Genomic DNA, 22037 nt, shown 5'->3' on the forward strand with positions numbered 1-22037 from the left:
AAGTGCTTGGCTTTGTCTGTGGTAGTAGATCGATCAAGACCGCCAGAGAGCTTTTTTCAAGCAATGGAAGGGCTTGCCTACCATGGGCTATGGCACAGATTTTCTCAAAACCTATGAAAATCTCATCCCCACAGCTTTACATCACCAAGGCAAGACATTCACGACTCAGATCGAATCACTCAATTGTCGACTCAGGCATTACCTGGCCCGATTGCACCGTAGGACGCTGGGTTACAGTAAATCCAAAAGGATGTTAGAAATTTCTTTGAAACTACTCATCCATAAATTCACCAATGCTTAGGCACCAACACTTATTTAAGTTGTATGATGTATACATCATACAAAAGAAAAGTCTAGTAAATTTGTTGAACGATAAAATCATCGACATATTTATTGAAAAACTAATTAATTTCAATAATTTGTGTGAGATTCTTAATGAATTTTGTGAGGAATTTATTGATCAGGGTCGTATAGACCCATTGTAATGGCTTGGAGTTTCAGAAGTGAGCTAACGTGCTGAAGAGTGGGCGCCTGAATACCCAAGTGTTCAGCGAGTTCAAGAACGACTGTGACTAAAGGGTCAATTTCGAGTGACCGTCCTGCTTCAATATCTTGTCGAGTGGAGGGCTTGTGACCAATAATGCTGGTTGCACCTTTGATTCTCTTATCAATCGAGACATTGAATCGGGCTCCTACTGCTTCGCCAATTTTTTGGACTTCTGTCATAATTTCACAAACCAAGGATGCACATCCTGGATCTTGTCCAATCTGGTCTAGTGTAGCCCCTGTTAAGGCTGATACAGGATTGAAGGAACAATTCCCCCAAAGTTTGATCCAGATTTCATCACGGATTTTTGTTTTTTGAGGTGCTTTTAGCCCACCTGAGATCATCAGGGAAGAAAGGTGCTTCACTCGATCTGAAGGTTCTGAGGAAGGTTCTCCAAGCGTGAAGCGGTCGCCATCCAAGTGACGTATCAAGCCTGGCTCGGCGATTTCACAAGCAGGGTAGACCACACAACCAATCGCACGTTCGGGCCCAATCGTTTCCCAAACCACTCCTCCAGGATCCACTGATTGAAGAGGCTGATCATCTAGAGAAGTTCCGCTTGCAGCCTTGTGAAAGTACCACCAGGGCAGACCATTGACTGCAGAGACTACAGCTGTTTTTGGTCCAAGCAGAGGAATGAGATTTCGAGCAATTTTGGCAATGCCATGAGCTTTGACAGTTATAATGACAAAGTCTTGGGGGCCAAACTCATTTGGATTTTCATGAGCTGGAAGATAGTGTGTAAAAATTTGATCATCTTTTTTGAAGCGCAACCCTTTTTCTTGGATTGCCTTTAAATGAGGTCCTCTAGCGACGAGGCTTACTTGAGCACCTGCGTGGTCAAGAGCAGAAGCGAGATAACCTCCAATTGCACCTGCGCCATAAATACAGATTTTGGTCATTACAATTTTCCCATGACCTTCTAATTAGTCTTCTAGTCCAAGTTTTTTCGCGAGGCCAATGCGCTGAATTTTGCCGGTTGCACCCTTCGGAATTTCATCGACAAAGATGATGTGTTTTGGGATTTTAAACTTGGCTAAGTGCTCTCCAGAGTATTTACGTAACTGTCCAGCATCCATTGATTTTCCATCAACCATCACGATAGCAGCGCCAATTTCCTCTCCCAACATTTTATCTGCAACAGCGAAGGTGACTACTTGCTGGATATCTGGGTGCTCCATCAAAACATTATCTACTTCTAATGGAGAAATTTTTTCACCACCTCTGTTAATGATCTCTTTCAAACGGCCTGTAATCTTCAAATATCCATCTTGGTCAAACAAACCCTGGTCACCGGTTCTGAACCATCCATTCGTAAAGCTGGAAGCATTTGCAGTGGCATTGTTTTCATAGCCTGGAGTGACGTTCTCACCTTTAATGCAGACCTCTCCTTCTTCACCAGGTGCGAGCTGATTGCTCGATGAATCCATGATGCATACTTCTGGAGAGGTGACGATCCCTACAAAACCGGCTTTCTGTTTTCCCAACTCCAGCGGGTTTGAAGTCATTTGATGTGCGGCTTCCGTCATCCCATAAGCCTCAATGACTGGACAACCGAAGACATCATCCAATTCACTGAAGACAGCTGGTGGTAATGATGCTGAAGAAGACCGCAGGAATCGTAAACCTAGAGCCTTAGCAGCCTCTGGTTGTTTTTGTGCTCTGAGTAAGATGGTTTGGTGCATCGTGGGTACACCCGAATACCATGAGATTTTTTCTTCCTTAGCCAATTCAAGAAATTTCATGGCATTGAATCCACTTGAACAGCAAACAGAAGCACCTTGAGACATGCTGGTAGCCAACACGGCAATCAGACCATGAATATGAAACAGGGGCATGATATTCAAGCAATGGTCTTTAGCTGTTAATTCAAGACTTGCAGAGATATTCCTCGTAGATGCCAAGATGTTTCTTTGGAGCAAGGGGACAACCTTGGGTCGCGAGGTAGTCCCCGATGTGTGAAGCACTAGCGCTTCCTGATCAAGATTGGTTGGATGAATATCTGCTTCTGATTGAAATAGCACAAAAGCCCCAGCTGGACTGCCAGAGTGAACCTTTGCTTCCACAACAGGAATTGAAAGATCCGCAGCCGCAGCCCTAACAGAATTTTTGCTGTTTTCCTCAACAATCACTAGACCAGGTTTCAGGTCTTCGAGATAAAATGCGTATTCATTCTGTTTGTAGGTTGGATTCAACGGGGCTGCAGACATGTAGCTAGCAACTGCAAGAAATGCTGAAGCCATTTCGGGCCCATTTGGCAGGACAATCGCTACCCTATCGGAATTCGAGAGGCCTTGTGAGCCTAGTTGTCTTCCGATTTGATCACAGTGGTTTCGTAGGGCCTGATAACTTAGCGGAGGTCGATTTGGGGCACTAAGGGCAATAGCTTCAGCGCTACCTGCATTGATGATGGATCTAATCGTCACTGTTCTGTCCCTCTTTCAACTACTTGTTTCTTCTAGTTTCTTTTTAAATTACTTCAACAATCAATGTGGCTAATTTTTCAATTTCACACTCCATTTTATCACCTCGTTGAATGGGCCCGACACCCGCAGGAGTGCCCGACATGATCAAATCTCCCCCTGCGATGTCATAAAATCTTGAGAGGTATGCAATCATTTCCGGTACTTTCCAAATCATTTGATTTAGATCTCCATCCTGCTTGATCTCACCATTGACCTTAAGGCAGATTCGACCCTGATCCAAGTGTCCGGTCTCACTCGCAGGAAAAAGCTCGCTCATAGGGGCAGATTTTTCAAAGGATTTTCCGACCTCCCAGGGTCTCCCTAGTTTTTTGGCATCTCCTTGAAGGTCACGCCGAGTCATGTCTAAACCAAGTCCGTACCCGTAGACATGCTCGAGTGCGTGATCCAGAGTAATGTCAGTACCCCCGCTCTTCAGAGCCACCACCAGTTCAATTTCATGATGCACATCACTGGTTTGAGGTGGATAGGGAAATTTTCCTGAAGTGTCTACGTTTTGGGCATTCTTCTGAAAGAAAAAAGGCGGTTCCTTGTTGGGGTCATGACCCATTTCAATCGCATGATCAGCATAGTTGCGGCCAATGCAATAAATCCTACGGACAGGAAATGATTCATTGGAACCTCGAATGGGTAGGCAAACTTGTGGGGCTGGATCAATTACAAACTTTTTCATTGTCGAACTTCCTTCATTTGATGAGAAATGTGCGAACCTAGGTCAGGTGGCACGTCGTGAAGCATAGTATGAAACTCGCTTTTCCAAATAAGCGAGGATTTCAGCGAGGATGAAAGCAAGGGAGAAGAGGACAATCAAAACAGCCCAAAAATGCTTCATCAAAAAGTTCGATGAGTAGAGCTCGAAGAGTGCACCAAAGCCGACGATTGAAATCAAGAGTTGTCCAATGATCACTCCCTTGACCGCACGAATAAATCCTATCCGAACTCCTCCCAAAATTTCTGGGAGGGCCGCCCAGAGATAAATTTTGAAAAAAGCGTCCCTGGGAGTAGCTCCGAACGAATGAGCCATCTCAACCAGCGAGCGGTTGATTTGCATCACACCGGCTCGAGCATTCAGAACGATAATCCAAATCGCAAAAAGTGCTGTGGTGATCACGATTGCTTGCAATCCGAATCCAAAAAGTACCATCAATACTGGAACGAGGGCCGTTAAAGGAGCGCTCAGAAAAATATTGACCCAAGGAAGCAGCAGCTCATCCAAAAGACGGTTCTTGCCCATCAGGATCCCCAAGGGAATACCAATGACAATTGCAGATACAGTTCCGAGGAAAAATGCATAACCAGTTTCTGACAAGGCTGTTAAAAAAACTTTGGTTGTGCTGATTTCCAGCAACGTTACGAAAATATCTGATAGAGCTGGGATGAAAAATGTGATCTCCAATCTACCGACGATTTCCCAAAGTAGTCCCCACAAAATAAGTGAAGACATCTGGGGTAATTCATATCCAAAAAGATTCATCTGATTTTTATTCCACGTAGGTTCTTAGTGAAGCCCAGATTTTATCAACAATGTCCAAATACTCAGCATCCCTCCGAATGCTATCTTTGTCTTTATTCCGAAAACCAGTTGGTCTGATGATCTCTGAAACACGGCTGGGACGTGGAAGTAGAATTGCTATTTGGTCGGAGACATAAACAGCTTCTTCGATGGAGTGGGTCACAAACAAGAAGGTCTTGTTTTCGTTTTGAACAAGACTCAAGAGATCTTCTTGGAACTTTCGACGGGTTTGTTCGTCAACGGCGGAGAATGGTTCGTCCATCAGCAAGACTTTAGCATCTACACTGAGTGCCCTGGCTAGTCCAACTCGCTGACGCATACCCCCTGAAAGTTCATGTGGATAGCTTTGTTCAAAGCCACTTAGCCCCACGTCTTTGATGTACTTTACTGCTATCTCTTCTCGCTGAGGTTTGGAAACTCCTCTCAGTTCCAGCCCGAAAGCCACGTTGCGCAAAACTGTGGCCCATGGTAGCAGGGCAAAATCTTGAAAGACAAAGGCTCGATCAGGTCCGGGACCGGTCACAGGCTTGCCATTTACCAAAACTTCTCCACTGGTCGCTGGAATTAAACCAGCAATGATTTTAAGCAAAGTTGTTTTGCCACAACCGGAAGGACCTAGAAGAGAGGTAAGCTGACCTTTTGGGAACTGTAGGGTCAGATCTCGAAGGGCTTCAACAGGCCCATAATTTTTAAAAACATTCCTAACCTCTACGGCATTCTCAGAGATCTGCTTCGTTTCACTCATTTAATTAGCTCCATGGTTCATTCCGAAGCATAGCCTCTGTTGAGGCCTCCAAATAAGAAACGTTCCAACTTTTCCAGCAGGTTCAGAAAAACAACTGCCAATACAATGATCGAAAAGATTGCAGCGTACATACTTGGATAATCTGCAATTGAGCGACTGTAGGTAATGATGTCACCGACTCCGGTCGGAGTGATCTTTAATTCTGCGAGAATAGCTCCAATGAACCCAGCAGAGATGCCAAGCCGAAGGCCAGCAAAAATAATTGGTGATGCGGCCGGGAGTACAATCTTCAAAACAATATCGCGTCGGGTTCCAAGAAATGCCAACCCCATCTCCTTGATGGAGGCTGGGGTATTGCGCACAGCACCACCTGTATTCAGCGCGATTACCGGCATTGCCATGATGCAGACAACAAATACCTTTGAAGTCAGCCCAATCCCGTAAGCCATCACTAATAAAGGGATCAGCGCAGCAAGAGGAGCGGTCTGCATTACCACAAAAATGGGTGAGACAAGCCAATCAAGCTTACGATTCAGTCCTATAAATAATCCGATTCCAATTCCAAAGAAACCTGAAATCAAAATTCCAACTACGAGAGGTCTTAGGGTTTCCCCATAAGCAGTAAACAGGGTCCCATCCCAGATCAAGATTGCCAGCGCTGTCATGGATTCAAGGAAGGTTGGAAAGGCAAAGCTAACTGGAATCTGTCCAGCAACTTCCCAGCCTCCAAAAACAAAGAACGCTGATGACAATTTCAACAGATTCGATCTACTCAACATGAAGCTTTCATTCAGAAATAGATTCAAAGGTTCTGTTGATGAGTTGTTTCATTTTGACAGAATGATATTCGAAGATTTCAAGGCCGCTGCCTATCGGAGACAGCGGCTTTGAAAGAGGTTACTTAGCAGCTTTGTTCAATGGTTCCATGTACCAGAAATCATTGATGTTCAATGAGGCTGCATCGCCTTGAAGCTGGCCTGCTTTGGAATACCATTCCATATCAGCCTTGGCTGCATTTATTCCACCACCGTTGGCATCATAGAGGCCACCAGCAACCGCATCTGTGTAGAATTGGTCCAAATTGCCAAGAACCTCTTTTGGTAATTGCCCAATGGGTCCATCCGGATTGGTCTCTCGACTGATGATGGTTGGATCCTTCATCATGTCTTGATAAACGCTAACGAGTGCGTCCACAAAGATGTCAACATCTTTCCTGTTAGTTTTGATCCAATCAAGATTTGCGAAGAGCGCTTCGTCGCTTGCATCAACCTCAAACATTGGGAGTACATTGAAGTTATCGCCATGAAGCTTCACGAGCTTATTCTTATTGGACAAGTCCACAATGGTTGCATCAGTTTGCCCAGCGATCAGAGCGGCAATCCTATTAGCTGATCCTGGAACATACGAACGCTTACCAAACTTCATATTGAGACGATCCTCAATCACGTTGGCAATTGACTCGGTACCTCCACCTCTTGAGTGGAGCATGATAGGCTCCCCGTTCAGATCCTCGAGTTTCGAATATTTTTTTGAAGTCACTGGGAAGAACTTAAGCTTTGACAATTGGAAGATAATTCGTATGGGAGCCTTGGATCGTTGCATTACGGAGTAAGGAGTTCCAAAACCAATATCCATTTGTCCACTTAGGATCGCTTGAATTGCCAATTCTTCATCAGAAAAAGCTGTCCACTCGTAGTCAAGACTGTTTTTCTGGGCTCGATCCAGAGCTACAAAGAATGCTGCCAATTCATCCGAGGGTGTTTCGGCTAACGCGATCCGAATCTTACTAGCCTGAACTGGGCCAGCAAAGACAATCAACATGGCCAGCAGCGTACTGAGTAGCACGCCAATGGCACTTTTCGTTACTCGCATAATTCCTCCTCCAGATTTTTAACAAAATTAAAGATGCCAACCTTCGATTGAGGTTGGCTCAAAAACTCGCCGCCGAGCGAAACACACAAGGTGAATGTTCGACTTAACCCGACGGCCAACTTTTTTCATGGTTGATGAGATTGGTCAATCTATTTTTCATGATTGGTTAAAGATTGGTTAAAATATTGACGTCAGGCTTAGATTTATGCAATATCGGTTTCCATTAATTTTTTTACAATCTTTAAAGGAGAAACGTTGACCTCTGCAGATGGTGCTCTCATTCAACTCAAAGCTTGGTTGGCCCAAAGTAATTTGCCAAAGGATGGCAGATTGCCTCCTGAGAGAGAGTTTGCTGACCTTCTGGGTGTGTCCCGAGGGGATCTACGCAAAGCGCTAGCGACTCTTGAAAAAAATGGAGAACTGTGGCGAAGAGTTGGTAAAGGAACCTTTTTTGGTGCTAAACCAATTGATGAATTATCTGTTGTTGGTCGGGTTGCAGAACAATCCAACCCAATGGAAGTGATGAGTGCGAGAATATTGATCGAACCTTTGCTTGCTCGACAGGCTGCAATCAATGCGACAGGTTACCATATCGATGACCTAGAGCGCTGCCTGGTTGCCCAACGGGAGGCAGTAACTTGGCGTCAATATGAAAATGCGGATAATCGGTTGCATCGCACTATTGCAGAGGCTTCTCGCAATATGGTTTTGTTGGCACTTTTCGATCAATTAAATGCAATCCGGCGCGCTGTTGTTTGGGGACGACTCCGAAGTCAAATATCTGTGCCACCTAGTGATCATCATAGCTTTGCACAACACGATGCGCTTGTTCGAGCAATCCGGGAAAGAGATCAGGAGAAAGCTGCCACAATCATGAAAACGCACCTTGAAGAGGTTAGAGATGGCTTGATCAGGGCAAAACCGAATGCAGATTGAAATTCAACTTAGTTTTATCAAGGAATGTTTCCAAAGAATCAAAATAACTGTAAGGAATGAATTTCAATGAATGAAGAAAAGCTAACTTTAGAGATCTTCAGCGATTTTGTCTGACCTTGGTGCTATCTTGTCACCGGGCGTGTCAAAAGGTTGGAAGAAAAATTCAAATTGTCGATCAATTGGGTTCAGTTTCCACTACATCCTGAAACCCCAAAAGAAGGGTTGTCTCTAGAAGAGTTATTTGCAGGCCGAGATTTGGACATCCCAGCCATTCAGGGACATCTTAGAGAGTTGATGCGCTTGGAGGAGTTGCCCTATGGAAATCGAACACACACTTACAATAGTCGATTAGCTCAGGAACTCTCAAAATGGGGGGGGAGATTTTCAGAAAGTAACATCCTGAATCAGAAGATATTTGAAGCCTATTTTGTTGATGGCCAAAACCTAGCTAGTCAAAACCTGTTAATAAAACTTGCTGGGGAAGCTGGGCTGTCAACACAAGAAGCCGCGGAAGTCCTTGAAAAGCGCTCTTACAAAGAAGCGGTTGACCTTGATTGGATGAGATCAAGGCAAATTGGAATTGCTGGTGTGCCGACTTTTTTTCTGGGACAATATGGAATTTCAGGTGCCCAGTCCTATGAAATCCTTGAACGCTTCGTTGTTGAAAATTCAATCTGAATCTTTATTCCTTCTTTGAAAAGTAGTGTCTACTTGGGTCCCATCCAAGTTTATAAGCCCACCCAATTCATCTGGATAATCCTCCTCCAGAATCTCATTCATTTTACAATCTGATAAAATCAGGAACGTCAGAAAAAATAGTTGTAATGTTTCAATAATGTTGTATTGATTTACAAAATTTATCCAAATTTATTCCCACATATATTCATTTTTAGGTCTTAGCAGAGGAGTTTTCTCTCTATTTAGAGAGTAATCATCCGAATCGAAATTGTGAAATTTCATGATCTTGCCAAAGTGGATGTCATTTCAAAAATGGTAATTATGGAGTACCGACTCTCACAAAATTTAGTGGTGATTGAAGAACCATTGGAAAAAAACAATGTCAACCAACTGAGGGAAATCCTAATAAAAACTCCTGAACCACCAGAAAGTTTAACAATTGATCTGAGTAAGTCTCCCATGATTGATACCGCAGGGATTCAACTCTTAATTGCAATGAGGGAGTTCATGCGTAGTAAAGATCGAGAGTTAAAGATTCTCTTCAACAAAGATTTGGAAAAAATACTCAACTGGTGTGGAGTTGGCTGGCTGGCAAGTGAGACTGAGGGATGAATGCCAAAATTCTGATGGTTGATGACTCCAAAACTATACGCTTTCAGGTCCGTAAAATTTTGGAGGCTGAGCCAGATCATGACTACGACATCGCTGAAGCTGAGGATGGAAAGGGAGCTCTTGATGTAGTTGCGGCCTCGACTAAGGAAAAGCTGCCAGATTTAGTGTTGCTTGATCGCAACATGCCGAGGATGAATGGGGATGAGTTTATTCGGATCTTCAAAGCTGATCCTCAGTGGAGTCATATCCCAGTGTTGTTTCTGACAACTCATGGAGAAATTGAAGAACTGGTAAAAGGGCTGACAGAATTAAAGGCGGATGATTACTTGGGAAAGCCATTTAATCCATCAGAATTACAGGCCCGTGTAAAATCTCTGCTCCGTGTGAGGATGGCAGAAAAGGAAACATTGAGGCTCAACAGTGAGTTGGATCAATCTCTTAAACAACAGAAGCTTCAATTTGAAGAATTGAAGAAGACTAAAGTTGAGCTCGCAGAGATCTCAGCCGTTGCTGAATTGACAAGAATTTTTGAGAAATTTGTTCCTCGGGAATTCCTAGACCGAATCGCCAAGACTGGTATCGAAAACATTACTGTTGGTCATGCAGAGAGTGACATCATCACAATACTGTTTTCTGACATTCGCTCATTTACTGATATTTCTGAGTCGATGGAGCCGGCTGAACTGATGCAGTTCCTCAACACCTTTCTACAGTTTATGTCAGAGCCTATCCATTTGAACCATGGCTTTGTGGACAAGTTTATTGGTGACGCAATCATGGCTCTATTTGATCAACCTGGAAAACCTGATGCGATTGAAGCTCGAGATGCCGTTCGTTCAGGCATTGAGATGCAGGCGAGTTTGGTTCGCTTCAATAAATTAAGAGCGAAGCAGAACTATCCGCCAACGAAGATTGGAATTGGAGTTCACAGTGGACCAGTTGTGATTGGCACGCTTGGTTCAGAATCGAGGATGGATTCGACGGTCTTAGGTGATGCAGTAAACCTTGCGTCTCGCCTTGAAGGCTTAACCAAAAATTATCGTCTTCCGATGTTGGTATCTGAAGACTCTAAAAACCTGATCAGTCATCTTGAAGAATTTAACTGGCGCCTTCTTGATCGCATAACGGTCAAAGGCAAGCGCGAGCCAGTTCGTATCTATGAAGTATTCAATCAATATTCAGATAAAAATTACGAAATCAAACTCAAGGCTGCGAGTGTTTTTGAGGAAGCTATGACTCCTTACCTGAATCAAAATTGGGAATTAGCTATCGAGGGATTCAAAGAGTGCGAAGAGCTTTTGCCAGAGGATGCCTCTATTGAGATGCATTTAGATAGAGCGCAGAGCTTTCAAGAAACACCCCCAGCTGAAGATTGGGATGGGGTACACCGTTACTTCAGCAAATAGCAAAGATGGATTTGAGCAAATTTGATCCTGAAGCAGTAAAGCTTTTTCTTGAAGAAGCCACAGACATGCAGGATCAAATCGAAGAAAGCTTACTTACCTTAGAAGGAGACCCTTCGAATCAGGATGCAGTTAATAATGCGTTTCGTGGTTTCCATACGATCAAGGGTGGCGCAGGCATGATTGGTTTTGAGGAGTTACAGAAATACACCCACGAAGTAGAGTTCCTGCTATCAGATGTGCGTGGTGGTTCGCGCACTGTTACTGAGGAACTAATCAGTGCCCTGCTCAGCTCAATTGATTGCCTGAGAGGTTTTTGTTCTGAATTAGAAGGTGAGGGCGATTTCGATCATACACTTGCCGAAGCTAGTTTGGCCCAAATTCGTATTTTGTCGGGTGATTCAAACAGTCCAGAGGAGACTCCACAACCAGAATCAATCACACAACCAGATTCTACTCCTCATGAATCAGTCAGCGCATCAACCCCTAAGGACACCAGATCTAGGTACCTAATCTGGCTTAAATTCTCTGAAGATATTTTGGAAAATGGTGGGGATCCTATTGTTTTGCTGAAGGATTTTCATGAACAAGGGGAGTGTTATGTAACTCCACATTGCCATTCAATCCCTGATTTGGAATTTCTCGATCTGACAAAGCTGCATCTGCATTGGAGTTTGGTTCTTTCGACAACCAAAACAAGGGAAGATCTGGAGGACCTCCTCATGTTTTTCATGGATGAGGAAGGAGTTGAGATTAAATTAATTCAAGGGCCGCCGGAAGAAACGAAGATCAAGCAAGAAATTAACACTGGAATTCTTGAAGCAACCACCGAACAACCGAGACAGGCTAAGGTTCAGCAGTCTTCAACAGATAAAACCTTCAAGAAAGAAGGGCCAAAGTCTCCTGCAGTTTCACAAAAGTCAGAAACCAAAGTAACTCAACCCAACACCCCGAAAAAGAAAGATGAGTCAGGGGGAACAATTCACGTTTCCAACATGAAGCTTGATAAATTGATGAATCTGGTTGGTGAGACCGTCATCAACCAAGCAAGATTAAAAGAATTTGGACAAGAACTTCGCTTAGCAGATCGAAGAATGGGTGATCTCTATCAACAGATCGTTTACGACTCAGATATTGTTGTTCGCGAGCTTCAAGACCAGGTGATGAACATTCGCATGGTACCAATTAAGGGCACATTTTTACCGTTGCAAAGAATTGTTCGGGATTACTGTGTGGGCTCAGGAAAAAAAATCAATCTACAGATCTCTGGTGGTGAGACTGAACTGGATAAAAATGTTTCAGAAAAGCTTGGTGGTCCACTCAAGCATCTTGTCCGTAACGCAATGGATCATGGGATCGAGTCGATTGAAAAAAGATTAGAAACTGGCAAGGGAGAGGCAGGGACGATTTACTTACGAGCTTTTCATGGGGAAGGCCATGTCTTTATTGAAGTTCAAGATGACGGTGGAGGAATAAATTCAGAGGTGATTCTTCAGAAGGCCCTAAACAAAGGCCTCATTGATGAGAAAGCAGATTTGGACGAACAGGAAATTTTTCGACTCTTATTCCATGCTGGTTTCTCTACTGCGGAGAATGTCTCGGACATCTCGGGCAGAGGAGTGGGGATGGATGTCGTTCGGCAGGAGATTGAATCATTGAGAGGTGCAATTTTCATCAAAAGTGAAGTTGGGATGGGATCTACTTTTCAAATCAAACTTCCCCTAACGTTGGCAATTATTGAGGGGATGCTGGTTCAAGTACAGAATCAGGTCTTTACGATCCCTCTTCTTTCTATACTGGAATCGATTCGTCCTAATGCTGATCAATTCAGGACCATGCAGAAACAAGGTGAAGTGATTGAGGTCCGTGGTGAATACCTACCTGTTTTAAATCTTAGTAAAGCCTTCAATCTTGAAAGCGATAGAAAAACACACGCTGAAAAATTAGTTGTGATTGTAGAGAATAACAAAATGAGGTGCGGTCTCTTAGTAGATCGTATTTTAGATCAACAACAGGTTGTAATTAAGAGTATGGAAGAAAACTTCTTTCAAATCCCAGGCATTGCTGGAGCAACAATTTTAGGAGATGGAAGGGTGTCTCTGATTCTTGATTTGCCAAGTTTACTGAGAAAAAGTTTTAAACAAAATTGAAGGGGTTTTCTCAATGGGGTTAAAAGAGAAATCTAAATATGAAGACTCCTATGAATTTTCAAATCATGAGGGGCAGCAATATGTAAGTTTCAAGATTGCAGAGGAAACTTACATGGTGGATATTAAAAAAGTACGTGAATTCATTACATATGATCGAATTTCAATCATTCCAAATTTACCGGAACATTATAAGGGAGTGATTAATTTGAGAGGCTCCATTATTCCTGTAATGGACCTGAGATTACGATTTGGATATCCCCAATTAGAATACAACGAAAGAACAGTTTTAATGACTATTTTTGTTGAAGAAAAACTCATTGGAATGGTAGTTGACAAAGTATTGGATGTTATAAATTTGCCAGCTGAAAATCTACAACCTCCACCTGAAACAGAAATGATTGTAGAAAGACAATTCTTGGAGGCTCTTTGTGAATGGAAAGGAGAAATGTTGATTTTACTAAATTTGGATTCATTATTTGCCCAAGATAAGGCTATTCAAGCATTAATAGGCAACACTGAAAATAGTAATTGATTGAGGAATTATGACTAAGAACTCCCTCCAAGCTAAACTTTTGGTTCTTGTGTTGGCTGTCACGCTCACTTCGATCATTGTGATTAGTTACATCAGTATCTCAACACTTCAAAACGCTTTGGAATCAAAAGCTTTACAGCAAATGGTCTCAATAAGAGAGGTGCAAAAATCTGCTTTGGAAAATCAGTTCAACAATTACCGGAAGCAGATTCAAACCATGGCGCAATCAAACTATGTAATTGAAGCAATGAAGAGTTTTGATAAGTCATTTAAAAGCTATCCTAGTGAACTGCTTCAGTACGAACCACAGATAACGAATCAACAAAGATCAAAGGAATTGCGATCTTATTATACAGGAGAATTTGCAGAAGAATTTCAGAAAAAAAATGGCATTAGGACAGAAAGAACCAATGAGATATTCAGTCGCTTAAGTCCTGAAGCAATTGCATTTCAGCATGCTTTTATTGCGGATAATCCTAATCCGTTGGGAAGCAAACATCTAATGGATAAAAAAAATTATCTTGACAGAATAGATTATGTTGAATATCACACACATTACCATCCATATTTTCGTAATTTTTTAGAGAAATTTGGGTATTATGATATATTTTTAGTAGAGCCTGAAAATGGTAGGATCGTCTATAGTGTTTTCAAAGAATTAGATTATGCAACTTCCTTAGTAGATGGACCATACTCCCAATCAAATTTTGCAGCTGCTTTCCGAGCTGTTCAGGGAAGTCGAAATTCGGATTTGGTAAAGATGGTTGATTTTGACGAATATTATCCGTCCTATCAAAGTGCAGCTAGCTTCTTGTCCGTTCCAATTATCGATGGTGATGAACCAGTGGGAGTTCTGGTGTTTCAAATTCCAATTGACCAAATCAATACTACTATGACCAATAATGGAAGTTGGAATTCTGTTGGTTTGGGCAGGTCAGGTGAAACGTACATGGTCTCTAATGACTATTCGATGCGGAACGATTCACGTTTACTAATTGAGAACCCAGATAGTTTTTTTGGAAATCTGCAGAAGCAAAACACTCCTGCCGAAAAGATTACTCGAATCAGAAGTCTCCAAAGTAGTATTTTGATTCAGAATGCTAAATCGGAAGCAACAATTCGTGCGATCCAAGGTGAAAAAGGAACTGCTTTGGTTACTAACTATCTCGGTAACCATGTTCTGAGTGCATTTAGTCCGTTGAACATACCTGACGTTAATTGGGCAATCATTTCGGAGATCGAGGAAGCGGAGGTAAATGAATATACTAACGAATTGATCATGTTGATCATTGCTATTGCAATTTTGATCTCAATTGTTGCTATGTTGATCACATTTTTCTATGTGCGTAGTAGCCTAGCAAAACCTTTAAAGCAAATGGTTGCACAGGTCCAGGAACTTGAGATTACAAAGACCCTTGACCTGAGAAGAAGGGATGAAATTGGCCAAATTGCAAACGCCATTGATTTGTTCACCACTCGACTCTTTGAAATTGTTACCAAAATTAAGGATCGTGCTGCAGACATCAGTAGTTCTTCACAAATTTTGGCAGAAGGGAGTCAAGATCTTGCTACCAGAACAGAGGAGCAATCCTCTTCACTTGAAGAAACTGCTTCTGCAATGGAAGAGATGACTTCAAACGTTCAGCAAAATGCTGAAAGTGCAAATCATGCCAATCACATTTCACAAAATATGCGTGAAGTTGTTGAGGAAAGGAAATCCCTACTCCAATCCCTTCTAGGTCAAACAATAAGTTCCAATCAGAGCGACATTGATAAAGTGAGAGAGTCGAACGGTGAATACTTTGTGAAGGCGGAGCAGATGAATGATCAGATGGTTCTTGCAATGAGGGGAATTGGAGAAAGTTCTGAAAAAATCTCCGGGATCACCTCCGTCATTAACGACATTGCTTTTCAAACGAATCTATTGGCTTTAAATGCGTCAGTAGAAGCAGCGCGTGCCGGAGAGCATGGGAAAGGGTTTGCGGTTGTCGCAGCTGAAGTTAGAAATTTGGCTCATCGCTCTGCAGAGGCCTCTGAAGAGATAAGTACCTTGATCAAGAACAGCTTGGAGCAGGTCGCTAAAGGCACTTCCTTGATGGGAGAAGTCAATACTGTTGTTCAAGAAATGATTCAAAAAGCTGATCAGGCTCTGGAAGCCCTGAAGGAAAATTCTCGACAGAATCTTGAAAAACTAAATAATCAAACCACTGATAATTTGAAGGAGATTCAAACAGCGGTTTCCGAAGTGACCGATCTGATTGAAAACATCAAAGCTGCTTCAAATGAACAAGCGGAAGGTATCCGACAAGTCAATATCGCAGTTTCAGAACTTGACAGGATTACTCAGCAAAATGCCCTCTTGGTGGATGAGTCAGCGACTACCAGTCGATTAATGTCTGATCATTCTAATGAATTAATGAAAATCATTGAAGTCTTCAAATTGGAGCAAATCGAATACAGACCAGATGAAATATCAGGTTCTTCTCAAAAATTACTGACAAACACCAAGAATAATCAGTCATCAGGGGGTATGCGTCACAGTAGTTCCATTGATGACGGACTCCCAGATTTTGAGTGAATTGAAAAATCTCAATGATCAATAAAGATGCTGACGACCGCTTTAAATTCGGATCTTGTGGCTCCTCAAACTGCTAGCTCTCATGAGGAGACATTTGATCTGCTAGCCAGGCTGGCAGAGAAGCATCTGGGAATGGATTTCCATAAGCGACGCCATGACCGACTTTTTTTGATGATTGGGAAGCGGGTCAAAGCTACCTTCAAAAAGAGCGTCATTGACTATCTTTCGTTTCTAGAGACAAATCCGAATCATCCTGAATGGGTAGAGATTGAGCAAATTTTAACAATTCAGAAGACGGAATTTTTCAGGGAATCCTCCCAGATGAAATTCTTTGAAGAGATGATTCTACCTGAAATTAAACATAGGAAATCTAAAGAGCGTTATTCAAAAGTACGTGCTTGGAGTTGTGGCTGCTCTACTGGGGAAGAGGCCTATACTCTTTCAATTCTCTTCCATCAGAGATTTCTTCCTTCCACTGAGTGGGATGTTCGAATTCTGGCTTCTGACGTTCATCAGAATGCTTTGGAAATTGGCCAAAATGCTGAGTACACAGAAGAATCATTACAAAATGTCTCCAAAGAAAACAAACTGAATTATTTTGAGAAAATTGGCCAAAATTATTGTGTCATTGAACCTTTGAAAGAGATTATTCAATTTCGTAAAATCAACTTGATTTCTGATAATTATCCCATAAAAACAAAATTTAGCGTTATCTTCTGCCGTAATCTATTGATTTACATGACGCCATTCTGGCAAAATACAATTGTAAATCGTTTGAGAAACTATCTGGAACCAGGTGGTTATCTACTCTTGGGGCACTCTGAATATTTGGCTGACAAAAAAGATTTTCAGCTTACCAAATTTAATGCTTTTCAATCTCCCATCTTCTAAAGAATGAGCCTTTCAGGAAACAAGATCAAAGTACTGATCATTGATGACTCAGCCTTGGTGCGAAGAGTCCTGACAGATATTTTATCATCTGATTCAATGATCGAAGTGGTAGGAACAGCACCGGATGCCCAGATCGCAACAAGACAAATTAGAAAATTGGAACCTGATGTCTTGACGCTAGACATTATGATGCCTGGAATGGACGGGTTGGAATATCTTGAAAGGTTAATGAAATCTCATCCCATGCCGGTAGTCATGGTAAGCGCGTTAACCCAGAAAGGCGCGCCAGACGCTTTGAAGGCTTTAGAGTTGGGAGCAGTTGAAGTTATTGGCAAACCTCAGACAACTGTTCGTGAGGGAATGGAGGAGATCTCCATTTCTATCGTGGATGCGGTCAAGGCTGCTGCTCAGGCAAAATTGAAAAAGGCAGGAGATATCTTTCTAAAATCTCCTGAAAAATATACAGCTGACGCCATCATTCCAAAAAATCCTCCTCGACATCTTGGTGGACATGCTATCGATCCTCTGATTGCGATCGGTGCTTCGACGGGAGGAACGGAAGCCATTCTGGCAGTGCTATCCAAGTTGCCAGCATCAATGCCAGGAATTGTTGTAGTACAGCATATGCCGGGCTCATTCACGAAGAGTTTTGCAGAAAGACTAGATCGAAACTCTAAACTTACAGTGGTCGAGGCCACAAATGGAGAGGCTGTGGAAGCTGGAAAAGTTTATTTGGCTCCGGGTGAACAGCACATGCTTGTGGAAAGTGCAAATCGTGGCTATCGCATTCGACTCAATGATGGTCCCCTAGTTTGTAGACATCGTCCGTCTGTTGATGTGTTATTCCGCTCTGTAGCTCAGGAAGCAAGACTCCATGCCTTGGGTGTGATCCTAACTGGTATGGGAGATGACGGAGCTCAGGGGATGCTAGAAATGAAGGAAATGGGAGCTTTCAATGTTGCCCAAGATGAAAGCAGCTCTGTGGTCTATGGAATGCCTAAGGTTGCCTTAGCCAAAGGTGGAGTGGACCAAGTATTGACTTTGAAGGATATTCCTGAATTGCTGGTTCAAAGAACCCACTAATAAACTATTAAAATTTTTAAATATCAAGCTTCCTCAATCACTATCCAATATCTATTTCTACTACTGCTCATCTGTTTTCAAAACATTATCTCTCCTCCTTTACTCCTACGACTGACCCGCCATTAAATCCTGCAGTTGATTGCGAAAAAGACGTGCACCTCCATGAGCTGGATGACGAAGTCCACTACAGGAAATCTTAATCTCTGCAAGCTGCTGTTGAGCCTGTTTGCCAATCGCCAAGAGCCTTGCATTCGGAAATTGAGCTATCAGATACTGGAGGACTTCTCTCCCGATCCTTCGCTCCGATGGATTAGGTGTGCGGTTAGAAAGAAACCCACTCTGTTTCTTGTAAGGATGCCATGAAAACGAATTCCAAAGAATAGTTTTGTGAGTCAAATTAAAACGAACAAGCTCACTCCAAACAATTGTAGCAGTTGGTTCATTGAATCCTTTTTGATTCAAACTCTCTTTGCTTGTTCGCTGATGTTTCCCAGTAAATACATGGTTTGCGAATAATTGCTTATCTGATAGCTCTCCAAGAAGTAATCGTTCAGATGTCATCGGAATACCCGTGAAGTGGCCACCCTGATAACCTAGTGCTTCAGCTAGCATAATATATTGAACTTGACCTAATCTCTCCGAAAAATAAGCACGAAGATTCTGCTGTCTAACTTTATGAGAATCATTGTGCTTATCATGCTCAAAATCTACTTCCCACCAAGGATTAAAAACTTCACCTTTTGGAGATTCTTTCAGGAGATTCAGGAATTCATCGGTCATATTATTTCATTTTGAGCTGGAGCTTAGTTTGAAGAAAATGCTCTCAAAGTTACCTAATGAAAAAGATTTAATTTGACGTTCAAAAATATTACCTCTATCAATATATATGTGCATTGTGCATTATACATTTAACTAACTTTCCACTAACTTTTAACTTAATTTATTGGAGTTAAGAATGCGAAAACGAATTAGCATGCCAGATCGAGATTTCATTAAAGCCGCAAAAAGTGCTGCTAAATCTGGCCAGAGTTTAAGAGCAACAGCTTTGGGAGCAGGGGTAAGCTTGCAAACCTACAAAAATCATTTGATGGATGTGGCGATGCGATTGCAGGAAGCCCCTCCAAATTTTCCTAAAGGTAGACGAACTCGGATGAAGGAGCACATCTCTGAAATCAGAAGCTCGGGCCAGGGAGGTCAGGGTAGAAGGTTGGCACTTCCAAATGAAATTTTCGCGATCATGGGTTGGGATGTTGGGATGAAAGTGAAAATCAAGAAATCAGGAAAAAAAGTAACTTTAGAAACTTATGAGGGGCCTGAGTCAGGTTCCGTAGATGACGAAGATTAAATAGTCCTTAATTGTAAGATTCGCTTCGATCCTTGGACCAAAAATTATTTGGTAATTGAATGATGGGGCCAACGCATGTAGAAACGTGCCCCATTTTGATATCTTGGATCTAAGCGAATGATGCCATTGTGGGCTTCAAGAATCCTCGCTACAGTCGCCAATCCAATTCCACTTCCCTGCTTAGAATCATCCAATCTTATAAAAGGTTTGAAAATTTTTTCACCACCTAATCTTGGAATTCCATTGCCATTGTCTTCAATCCAGCACTCGCACCAGTTCCCAGAAACTCTCGTTCCAATTTTAATCTCAACTTGATCGAGTTTCCCTCTATATTTGATTGAGTTGCTGATTAGATTTTGCCAAACTTGACTCATCTTTAGAACATCGCATTGTACCTTGGGCCATTTGGAAGGAAGTCTGAATTTAACGATTCCCTGTTGTTGTTCTTGTTCAAACTGTTCAATTACAGTTTGTAGGATTTTTCCCAAAGAAACAGTTTGCATGTCCCCAATTATTTTTCCAGCCATTGCATAATTCAATAAAGTATCAATAAAGGTAAGCATCTTTGTGAATGAGCCTGGAATTCTGTCTAACAATTCATGCATACCGGGATCATTTCTTATTTCTGGATAATCTTCCTGTAACCGATGCAAAAAAAGATTGAAAAGACTGGCTGCCCCAACAACAGGAGATTTTAGATCGTGACTCACCATATGAGTGAAATCCTGCAATTCCTGTTTTTGTTGTAGTAAGTTCTGTGAAAGTTTTTGAACTTGATCAAAAGCCTTTTTTGTTCGAATAGCCGAGTTGATTCTGGCAAGAAGTGTGGTTTTCTCTACCGGCTTTAAAATATAGTCAACAGCCCCTGCATCAAAAGCTTCTCTTAGGGTTTGCCGATCATTCTTTGCAGTAACAATTAAGATTGGTAAATGAGCAAAGCGAGGTTGCTCTTTCAACAGTCGTGTTGTTTCTATTCCACTCAATTCTGGCATCATGTGATCAATAAGCATCACATCAGGCACCCACTCTTTCACAGTTTCAAGGGCTTCTTTGCCGCTACATACACTTCGAATACTCGAAGGCTGCTTTCGCAGAATATCTTCAATGACCAACCGATTATTTTCCTGATCATCAACGATCAGTATCTTGTCCATCTTGATTTAGTAAGGTTTTGGAGGTGTCAAATTGATTGGTACGTAAGGCCCAATTAGTCTGAGAAACAATACCTTCCAGCAAGGCCAAATCGTTTTGAGAAAGCTCTGAACGGTAGAGAATACTGCGTAACTTTGCTATTCTTTCTGATCTGGTGTGAGGAAGAAGAAAGCCAACCTGATGCAGCTGATCCGCCCATCGTTCTAGGAATTGATTGATTCGATTTATTTCTGCTTCTGAACTCGTTGGTGTTCTTGAGGAATTCTGAGGTCTTTGCTCTTGGATTCCGAACAGCTCGTAACAACAAATTGCTACGCTTTGAGCTAAATTTAATGTTTGATATGCTCCCGTAGGAATCCGAACCCATCTTTGCGCCCACTCCAGTTCCTCGTTACTAAGACCACGGTCTTCAGCACCAAAAATTATTGCATTGGGGGTGTTAGATTGAATCAGCCATTTGAAAGGCAATTGTAGGCCTTCCAACTTTCGATTTCGGTGCCGCTGCTGGGCTGTTGTCGCAATGACTCTTGAGCAATCTTGGAGAGCAACTTCAAGGCTTTGAACAATCTTCGTCTTTTGCAGAATCTCTTTGGCATGTGTTGCCATTTTGAGGGCATCTTCACTTTGAGGATCGCAACGAGGATTGACCAGAAACAACTCATTGAAACCAAAATTCATCATCACTCGAGCGATTGAACCAACGTTGAGTGCTCCTTGGGGTTCTACTAAAACGATTCTAGGAAGCATTCACCTTCTTCTTGACACTGATCGAAAACGATATAGTTTGGGAATCCAAGTCGGGGTGTAGCGCAGCCTGGTAGCGCACACGTCTGGGGGGCGTGTGGTCGCTGGTTCAAATCCAGTCACCCCGACCAGCCTTTTCCCCTTTTGATTTCAATGATTTAACGCCTGCTAGATAGTAATTTTCCGAGTTTACGCAAGAAACAAGTAAGCAAAGAGATCATTTGGTCATTTCCTTCATTATTTCAAGGAATTACCAATGTCTCGAAGCAACCTAGGAAGAGTAAACAAATTTAAAAAGTTTACTCAAGGATCAGCGGAAGATTCTGCCACATCTTCTATTCCCACCTCGAAAAATTCCTTATCAAAAACTTGCCCGAAGAGAGCTAATCAAAAGCTACGGGAAAAATCCACAAAATATTCTGGTCTCTATACAGAAGTTTTGAAGGATGGAGATTTATCCTACATCGGCAGGTTCAAGATACATGGAAAGAATAAGCGAGTCTCTCTAGGACGAAGAAGCGAAGGCATGACTCTGGAGTCTGCCTGCGTTCTTCGTCTTCAGATGATGGAGAAAGCACGTCAACAAATTTCAATGGAGGAAAATTCTGTTATAGGGGCGCCAACCTTATCAGATGTTTTCGAAGAATACCTTGAAGCCAAAAAGCTTCATAACGGCAGACCAATGAACTCTGAGGAAAGGACTCTATCCATTTTTAAAGCTAATTTCAAAAGTATTAAGACAAAACAAATTCATCAGATCGATGAAAAAGACC

At 42.2% G+C, this 22037-nt stretch carries 22 protein-coding genes and 1 tRNA gene; 13 read left to right on the top strand and 10 right to left on the bottom strand.

What is annotated here, in order from left to right; genetic code table 11:
• Positions 1–82 precede the first annotated feature (82 nt).
• Complete coding sequence (locus P8O70_15830) at positions 83–301, top strand: IS1 family transposase (GenBank protein MDG2198312.1); 219 nt, start codon at positions 83–85, stop codon at positions 299–301.
• A gap of 152 nt (positions 302–453) precedes the next feature.
• Here P8O70_15830 and P8O70_15835 read toward each other — a convergent pair whose 3' ends face one another.
• From P8O70_15835 to P8O70_15865, 7 genes are all read right to left on the bottom strand, one after another.
• Positions 454–1449 carry a 2-dehydropantoate 2-reductase gene (locus P8O70_15835; protein MDG2198313.1) on the bottom strand — a complete coding sequence of 332 codons (996 nt, stop codon included), beginning with the start codon at positions 1447–1449 and terminating at the stop codon, positions 454–456.
• A gap of 24 nt (positions 1450–1473) precedes the next feature.
• Complete coding sequence (locus P8O70_15840) at positions 1474–2973, bottom strand: acyl--CoA ligase (protein MDG2198314.1); 1500 nt, start codon at positions 2971–2973, stop codon at positions 1474–1476.
• Positions 2974–3016: 43 nt separating this feature from the next.
• Positions 3017–3703 carry a fumarylacetoacetate hydrolase family protein gene (locus tag P8O70_15845; protein MDG2198315.1) on the bottom strand — a complete coding sequence of 229 codons (687 nt, stop codon included), beginning with the start codon at positions 3701–3703 and terminating at the stop codon, positions 3017–3019.
• Positions 3704–3745: 42 nt separating this feature from the next.
• A complete protein-coding gene (locus P8O70_15850; GenBank protein ID MDG2198316.1) occupies positions 3746–4504 on the bottom strand; it encodes an ABC transporter permease subunit in 759 nt (252 codons plus the stop codon).
• A gap of 7 nt (positions 4505–4511) precedes the next feature.
• The gene (locus P8O70_15855) at positions 4512–5288 is read right to left on the bottom strand and encodes an ABC transporter ATP-binding protein (protein MDG2198317.1); all 777 of its coding nucleotides are present in this window, start codon (positions 5286–5288) and stop codon (positions 4512–4514) included.
• Positions 5289–5305: 17 nt separating this feature from the next.
• On the bottom strand, positions 5306–6067 hold the full coding sequence (locus P8O70_15860) for an ABC transporter permease subunit (protein MDG2198318.1): 762 nt from the start codon (positions 6065–6067) through the stop codon (positions 5306–5308).
• A 118-nt stretch (positions 6068–6185) separates the two neighbouring features.
• A complete protein-coding gene (locus P8O70_15865) occupies positions 6186–7160 on the bottom strand; it encodes an ABC transporter substrate-binding protein (protein ID MDG2198319.1) in 975 nt (324 codons plus the stop codon).
• Between the two features lie 255 nt (positions 7161–7415).
• Here P8O70_15865 and P8O70_15870 point away from each other — a divergent pair, with 255 nt between their 5' ends.
• The 9 genes from P8O70_15870 to P8O70_15910 all read left to right on the top strand — a co-directional run bounded on the left by P8O70_15870 (position 7416) and on the right by P8O70_15910 (position 18023).
• On the top strand, positions 7416–8096 hold the full coding sequence (locus P8O70_15870; protein MDG2198320.1) for an FCD domain-containing protein: 681 nt from the start codon (positions 7416–7418) through the stop codon (positions 8094–8096).
• Positions 8097–8162: 66 nt separating this feature from the next.
• On the top strand, positions 8163–8774 hold the full coding sequence (locus tag P8O70_15875; GenBank protein ID MDG2198321.1) for a DsbA family protein: 612 nt from the start codon (positions 8163–8165) through the stop codon (positions 8772–8774).
• A gap of 270 nt (positions 8775–9044) precedes the next feature.
• Positions 9045–9386, top strand: coding sequence for an STAS domain-containing protein (locus P8O70_15880; protein ID MDG2198322.1), 342 nt, complete (start codon positions 9045–9047; stop codon positions 9384–9386).
• Positions 9383–10792: an adenylate/guanylate cyclase domain-containing protein gene (locus P8O70_15885; protein MDG2198323.1), complete on the top strand. Its 1410-nt coding sequence runs from the start codon at positions 9383–9385 to the stop codon at positions 10790–10792. Before P8O70_15880 ends, P8O70_15885 begins: the two co-directional genes overlap by 4 nt.
• A gap of 5 nt (positions 10793–10797) precedes the next feature.
• Complete coding sequence (locus P8O70_15890; protein ID MDG2198324.1) at positions 10798–12939, top strand: chemotaxis protein CheA; 2142 nt, start codon at positions 10798–10800, stop codon at positions 12937–12939.
• Between the two features lie 13 nt (positions 12940–12952).
• The gene (locus tag P8O70_15895; protein MDG2198325.1) at positions 12953–13471 is read left to right on the top strand and encodes a chemotaxis protein CheW; all 519 of its coding nucleotides are present in this window, start codon (positions 12953–12955) and stop codon (positions 13469–13471) included.
• 10 nt (positions 13472–13481) lie between these two features.
• Positions 13482–16049 carry a methyl-accepting chemotaxis protein gene (locus tag P8O70_15900; GenBank protein MDG2198326.1) on the top strand — a complete coding sequence of 856 codons (2568 nt, stop codon included), beginning with the start codon at positions 13482–13484 and terminating at the stop codon, positions 16047–16049.
• Positions 16050–16220: 171 nt separating this feature from the next.
• Complete coding sequence (locus tag P8O70_15905) at positions 16221–16940, top strand: CheR family methyltransferase (protein ID MDG2198327.1); 720 nt, start codon at positions 16221–16223, stop codon at positions 16938–16940.
• 3 nt (positions 16941–16943) lie between these two features.
• The gene (locus P8O70_15910) at positions 16944–18023 is read left to right on the top strand and encodes a chemotaxis response regulator protein-glutamate methylesterase (GenBank protein ID MDG2198328.1); all 1080 of its coding nucleotides are present in this window, start codon (positions 16944–16946) and stop codon (positions 18021–18023) included.
• 105 nt (positions 18024–18128) lie between these two features.
• Here the strand turns inward: P8O70_15910 and P8O70_15915 are convergent, their stop codons facing one another.
• Complete coding sequence (locus P8O70_15915) at positions 18129–18803, bottom strand: uracil-DNA glycosylase (GenBank protein MDG2198329.1); 675 nt, start codon at positions 18801–18803, stop codon at positions 18129–18131.
• 175 nt (positions 18804–18978) lie between these two features.
• Between P8O70_15915 and P8O70_15920 the strand changes: the two genes are divergently transcribed.
• Complete coding sequence (locus tag P8O70_15920) at positions 18979–19368, top strand: hypothetical protein (GenBank protein MDG2198330.1); 390 nt, start codon at positions 18979–18981, stop codon at positions 19366–19368.
• A gap of 44 nt (positions 19369–19412) precedes the next feature.
• Here the strand turns inward: P8O70_15920 and P8O70_15925 are convergent, their stop codons facing one another.
• Both P8O70_15925 and P8O70_15930 read right to left on the bottom strand, forming a co-directional pair.
• Positions 19413–20522, bottom strand: coding sequence for a hybrid sensor histidine kinase/response regulator (locus P8O70_15925; protein MDG2198331.1), 1110 nt, complete (start codon positions 20520–20522; stop codon positions 19413–19415).
• On the bottom strand, positions 20500–21267 hold the full coding sequence (locus tag P8O70_15930) for an RNA methyltransferase (protein MDG2198332.1): 768 nt from the start codon (positions 21265–21267) through the stop codon (positions 20500–20502). Before P8O70_15930 ends, P8O70_15925 begins: the two co-directional genes overlap by 23 nt.
• Before the next feature lie 51 nt (positions 21268–21318).
• On the opposite strand from P8O70_15930, the gene P8O70_15935 reads away from it, so the two are divergent.
• Together P8O70_15935 and P8O70_15940 are read left to right on the top strand one after the other, a co-directional pair.
• Positions 21319–21395, top strand: a tRNA-Pro gene (locus P8O70_15935).
• A gap of 125 nt (positions 21396–21520) precedes the next feature.
• Positions 21521–22037: hypothetical protein (locus P8O70_15940; GenBank protein ID MDG2198333.1), on the top strand; the 517-nt coding region annotated here is incomplete at its 3' end.

Source organism: SAR324 cluster bacterium (genome assembly GCA_029245725.1).
GTDB lineage: Bacteria > SAR324 > SAR324 > SAR324 > NAC60-12 > JCVI-SCAAA005.

Bases quoted from the DNA above. Each gene is read 5' to 3' on its own strand.
- P8O70_15830 (MDG2198312.1), top strand. From the start codon at position 83: ATGGGCTATGGCACAGATTTTCTCAAAACCTATGAAAATCTCATCCCC.
- P8O70_15835 (MDG2198313.1), bottom strand. From the start codon at position 1,449: ATGACCAAAATCTGTATTTATGGCGCAGGTGCAATTGGAGGTTATCTC.
- P8O70_15845 (MDG2198315.1), bottom strand. From the start codon at position 3,703: ATGAAAAAGTTTGTAATTGATCCAGCCCCACAAGTTTGCCTACCCATT.
- P8O70_15850 (MDG2198316.1), bottom strand. From the start codon at position 4,504: ATGAATCTTTTTGGATATGAATTACCCCAGATGTCTTCACTTATTTTG.
- P8O70_15855 (MDG2198317.1), bottom strand. From the start codon at position 5,288: ATGAGTGAAACGAAGCAGATCTCTGAGAATGCCGTAGAGGTTAGGAAT.
- P8O70_15860 (MDG2198318.1), bottom strand. From the start codon at position 6,067: ATGTTGAGTAGATCGAATCTGTTGAAATTGTCATCAGCGTTCTTTGTT.
- P8O70_15865 (MDG2198319.1), bottom strand. From the start codon at position 7,160: ATGCGAGTAACGAAAAGTGCCATTGGCGTGCTACTCAGTACGCTGCTG.
- P8O70_15885 (MDG2198323.1), top strand. From the start codon at position 9,383: ATGAATGCCAAAATTCTGATGGTTGATGACTCCAAAACTATACGCTTT.
- P8O70_15890 (MDG2198324.1), top strand. From the start codon at position 10,798: ATGGATTTGAGCAAATTTGATCCTGAAGCAGTAAAGCTTTTTCTTGAA.
- P8O70_15895 (MDG2198325.1), top strand. From the start codon at position 12,953: ATGGGGTTAAAAGAGAAATCTAAATATGAAGACTCCTATGAATTTTCA.
- P8O70_15900 (MDG2198326.1), top strand. From the start codon at position 13,482: ATGACTAAGAACTCCCTCCAAGCTAAACTTTTGGTTCTTGTGTTGGCT.
- P8O70_15905 (MDG2198327.1), top strand. From the start codon at position 16,221: ATGATTGGGAAGCGGGTCAAAGCTACCTTCAAAAAGAGCGTCATTGAC.
- P8O70_15910 (MDG2198328.1), top strand. From the start codon at position 16,944: ATGAGCCTTTCAGGAAACAAGATCAAAGTACTGATCATTGATGACTCA.
- P8O70_15915 (MDG2198329.1), bottom strand. From the start codon at position 18,803: ATGACCGATGAATTCCTGAATCTCCTGAAAGAATCTCCAAAAGGTGAA.
- P8O70_15920 (MDG2198330.1), top strand. From the start codon at position 18,979: ATGCGAAAACGAATTAGCATGCCAGATCGAGATTTCATTAAAGCCGCA.
- P8O70_15925 (MDG2198331.1), bottom strand. From the start codon at position 20,522: ATGGACAAGATACTGATCGTTGATGATCAGGAAAATAATCGGTTGGTC.
- P8O70_15930 (MDG2198332.1), bottom strand. From the start codon at position 21,267: ATGCTTCCTAGAATCGTTTTAGTAGAACCCCAAGGAGCACTCAACGTT.